This is a genomic window from Candidatus Protofrankia californiensis (assembly GCF_900634765.1).
GTDB classification, from domain to species: domain Bacteria; phylum Actinomycetota; class Actinomycetes; order Frankiales; family Frankiaceae; genus Protofrankia; species Protofrankia californiensis.
The window spans coordinates 1-4,108 of record NZ_CAAAFT010000495.1 but is presented as its reverse complement, the minus strand read 5'-3'; the positions used below and the strand labels follow the sequence as shown (position 1 = coordinate 4,108).

At 70.4% G+C, this 4,108-nt stretch carries 4 protein-coding genes; 1 reads left to right on the top strand and 3 read right to left on the bottom strand.

Annotation, left to right across the window (positions count from 1 at the left end):
- From DD1DGNOD_RS25815 to DD1DGNOD_RS25805, 3 genes are all read right to left on the bottom strand, one after another.
- A partial coding sequence (locus DD1DGNOD_RS25815) for a biotin/lipoyl-containing protein (protein WP_283234757.1) occupies nt 1-573 on the bottom strand: 573 nt, incomplete at its 3' end.
- Between the two features lie 144 nt (nt 574-717).
- Nucleotides 718-1,695 (bottom strand): alpha-ketoacid dehydrogenase subunit beta, encoded by a 978-nt coding sequence (locus DD1DGNOD_RS25810; RefSeq protein ID WP_131771209.1) that lies wholly within the window; start codon nt 1,693-1,695, stop codon nt 718-720.
- Nucleotides 1,696-1,706: 11 nt separating this feature from the next.
- Entirely contained in the window at nt 1,707-3,071 is a 1,365-nt protein-coding gene (locus DD1DGNOD_RS25805; RefSeq protein WP_131771208.1) for a thiamine pyrophosphate-dependent dehydrogenase E1 component subunit alpha, read from the bottom strand.
- A 399-nt stretch (nt 3,072-3,470) separates the two neighbouring features.
- On the opposite strand from DD1DGNOD_RS25805, the gene DD1DGNOD_RS25800 reads away from it, so the two are divergent.
- A partial coding sequence (locus tag DD1DGNOD_RS25800; RefSeq protein ID WP_131771218.1) for a TIGR03620 family F420-dependent LLM class oxidoreductase occupies nt 3,471-4,108 on the top strand: 638 nt, incomplete at its 3' end.

The window sequence follows — 4,108 nt, the reverse complement described above, 5'->3', positions numbered from 1 at the left end:
CGGTCCGGCGGTGTGTGCCGCAGCTGTCGCACCCGTCGCACCCGTCGCGTCCGTGCGCGAGCCTCGGCGCGAGGTCCGCCGCGACACCCTGGACGGGCCGCGCGGGCCGTACCCGACCAGCACGGGCATCCGCTCGTCGGACGGTTCGTCAGTTTGTTCATCTGACTCGGGTGTGAAAGGAACATGATCGCGCCGCCGTTGGCTCTCCGGGCCGCGCGTGCCGTCGGTGGCGGGGGTATCACCCGTTGTGGTGTCTGCGCCGGTGTCCCCGCGGGTGTCGTCGGCGCCGGTGTCGATGGTCACCAGCGGTTGCCCCACCTCGACCGTGTCGCCCGGCTCGGCGTGCCGGGTGGTCAGGACGCCCGCGAACGGTGAGGGCACCTCCACCAGCGCCTTGGCGGTTTCCACCTCGACGATCGGCTGGTTGACGGTGACGCGCTCGCCCACCTCCACCAGCCATCGGACGATCTCGGCGTCCGGCAGGCCCTCGCCCAGGTCGGGGAGCCGGAACTGCTCACGTGGCACGGTGACCTCCAACTGGCGACCCAGGAACCCCAGGCGCGAAAGAAGCATGATCGTGCGGCCTTCGGCCTCCGCTGACCGGGAACTTCGGCCGGTGGCGACTTGGTACCGATCGGCCCGGAAACTCCGACGGCGATACAGGGATGTCCGAAATCGGTATCAGGCTGACGTCGGTCAGTACTTGGCTGACTTCGGTCAGTACTTGAAGGACCGGTCCACGGCGTCCAGCACCCGGTCGACGTCCGGCAGGTAGTGCTCCTCCAGGCGGGATGGTGGATACGGAGTGTCGTATCCTGTGACACGTAGTACTGGAGCTTCCAGTGAGTAGAACGCGGTCTCGGTGACTCGTGCGGCGATCTCCGCGGACAGGGACACGTTCGACGGCGCTTCATGGACCACCACCAGCCGGCCGGTCCGCCGTACGGACGTGAGCACGGGAGACAGATCGAGCGGGGACAGCGTGCGCAGGTCGATCACCTCGAGTTCGCGACCCTCCTCGGCCATGACGGTGGCCGCGTCCAGGCAGGTCCGCACCATCGGGCCGTAGGCGACCAGCGTTGCGTCGTCCCCGGTGCGCACGACCTGGCTGACGTGCAGCGGGGTGGCCGCCGACAGCGGCAGGCCGGTTTCGACGTCGGCCTTGTCCCAGTAGCGGCGTTTGGGTTCAAAAAAGATCACCGGGTCGTCCGTGGCGACGGCCTGCCGGATCATCGTGTGGGCGTCGACCGGGTTGGAGCACGCAACCACCTTCAGCCCGGCGGTATGACAGAAGTACGCCTCCGGTGACTCGCTGTGGTGCTCGACCGCGCCGATGCCTCCGCCGAACGGGATCCTGACCGTCACGGGCAGGCGGACGCGGCCCTGCGTCCGGTAGTGCATCTTGGCCAGTTGGGTGACGATCTGATCGAAGGCGGGGTAGACGAATCCGTCGAACTGGATCTCGCACACCGGCCGGAACCCGCGCATTGCCAGCCCGATCGCCGTCCCGATGATCGCGGACTCCGCAAGCGGAGTGTCGATCACCCGCTCCTCGCCGAAGTCGGCCAGCAACCCGTCGGTGATACGGAAGACGCCGCCGAGCTTGCCGACGTCCTCGCCCATCACGACGACCTTCGGATCATCTTCCATGGCCGTGCGCAGCCCCGTGTTGAGGGCCTTCGCCAGGGTCAGCATCGACGACACTGTCAGAGCGCCTTTCGGGCGCTGCGGACCGGCACCGCAGTGACCGTCGACGCCGGTCGGACGACCGCCGGCTGGACCGCTCCGGCTGCCCGGACCGCTCCGGCTGCCCGGACCGCTCCGGCTGGTCGTTCGGCTGGTTGGGTTGGCTCGGTCTGTTCGGTTCCGGCGAATGTAGCCCGCGCGTTGACCAGCGCCTCGGTGTCGTGCACGTACACATGGTCGAACAGGCTCTGCGGAGACGGATCGGGCAGGTCCAGGCAACGTTGCCGCACGGTGGCCGCGAGCGCGTCGGCTTCCCGGTCCAAGGCGGTGGCCGCGTCGTCGTCCAGGATGCCACGGCCGCGCAGGTAGGCCGCCATCCGCTGGATCGGGTCGCGGCCGCTCCAGTGCGCGAGTTCCTGCGCCTGGCGGTAACGGGACGGATCGTCGGCGGTGGTGTGCGCACCCATCCGGTAGGTCACCGCCTCCACCAGGGTCGGTCGTCCCCGGCGGGCCGCCTGCAGCGCCCAGCGTGTCACGGCCAGGGTCGCCAGCACGTCGTTGCCGTCCACCTGGACTCCCGCGATGCCGAATCCGCGGGCTCTGAAGTAGATCGGCGCGCGGGTCTGCCGCCGCGTCGGCGCGGAGATCGCCCACTGGTTGTTCTGACAGAAGAAGACCACCGGGGCCTCGAACACGCCCGCCCAGTTGAACGCCTCGTTGACGTCACCCTGACTGGACGCTCCGTCACCAAAGTAGACCAGCGTCGCCGGCAGCTCCCCACCGCCGGCATCAGCGGTGGTATCAGTGCCGGCGCCGGCGGGCTTCCGGGCAGCCCCGACCGCCTTGCGGCCCACCCCCATCATGGCCTCCCGGGTGATCCCCATGGCATAGCCGGTTGCGTGCAGGACCTGGGAACCCACGACGATCGAGTACGCCTGGAAGCCATGCCTGTCCGTATCCCAGCCGCCGTGGGCCACCCCGCGGAACAGGCCGAGGATGTCCAGCGGGTCGACTCCCCGGCACCAGGCCACCGCGTGCTCGCGATAGGTCGGGAAGACCATGTCGTCGTCGCGCAACCCCCGCGCGGAGCCCACCTGAGCCGCCTCCTGCCCGCGCAGACTCGCCCACAGGCCGAGTTCGCCCTGGCGTTGCAGGGCGGTCGCCTCCTCGTCGAGTCTGCGCACGATCACCATGTCGCGCAGGAGCCCGAGTAGCTCGGCGTCGGTGAGGTCGGCGACGTACGGATCGTAGGCGGCCAGGGACAGTCGTTGCCCGTCCGGTGTCAGCAGCCGCACCGGTACCCCGGTGTTGGCGTCGGTCTCAGCTGGATCGCGTGGGACGGGTGCGGCGACGGCGTCAAAGCGGTCTGTGTCAGGAACGGACATGGCGTCCTCCGGTCGTCTCGGCCGTTCCCGAGATCGTCGGTGGCGGCCTGCGCGATGGGGTGTACCCGGTGGATCTCCATCGGTGTCGACATCCACCGGACGCGCCCGAGGCGGCCGGTCGCGCAGATCGGCGGGACCGCCGCGCAGTAGACGATAGTCGTCCGGACGCGGTGAGCAAGCTCGGGCACACGACGCCGGCTGTCCGGCCGGGCAACCCTGCCCCGGTCTGGATAGCGTGGTGCGGTGACAGCTGCGCAGACGTCCACCACCGGTGAGCCGGGCCCGGTCGGGTCGGCTCCAACCGGGTCAGACCCGGTCGAGTCGGGCCCTGCCGCGTCAGGCTCTGCTGCGCCGGCTGCCGGCGCGCCCGCCACCGCGGCCCGCCCCGGCGGCCCGCCCATGCGCCCGGTGCTCGGCCAGGTCGGGATCTGGAGCGGCCAGTTCGACTACTCTCCGGCGTCCGTGGTGCGGGAGGCCGTCGCCGAACTCGACGAGCTGGGCTATCCGGCGGTCTGGACCGGCGAGGTCAAGGGCAGGGAGGTGCTGGTCACCGCGGGGCTGATGCTCGCGTCGGCGCCGCGGCTGACCGTCGCCACCGGCATCGCGCAGATCCTCGCCCGGCACCCGCAGACGATGATGGCTGGGCAGATGACGCTGGCCGAGGCGTTCCCGGGCCGGTTCCTGCTCGGCCTGGGCGTGTCGCACGCGTCCCTGATGGAGATCCGTGGGGTGCCGTACACCAGGCCGCTTGCGCAGATGCGGGCCTACCTGGATGAGATCGACGGCAGCGTCCGGGAGCAGTACCGGGCGGTCCGGCCGGTGTCGTCGACGCGGGTGCTGGCCGCGCTCGGGCCGAAGATGCTGGAGCTGGCACGCACCCGGGCGGACGGCGCCCACACGTTCTTCGTGCCGCCGGAGCACACCGCGAGCGCGCGGGCGATCCTCGGGCCGGGCAAGCTGCTCGTCCCGGAGCAGGCGTTCGTCCTGGACACCAATCCCGAGACCGCACGGGAACTGGCCCGGCGACACACGGGCTC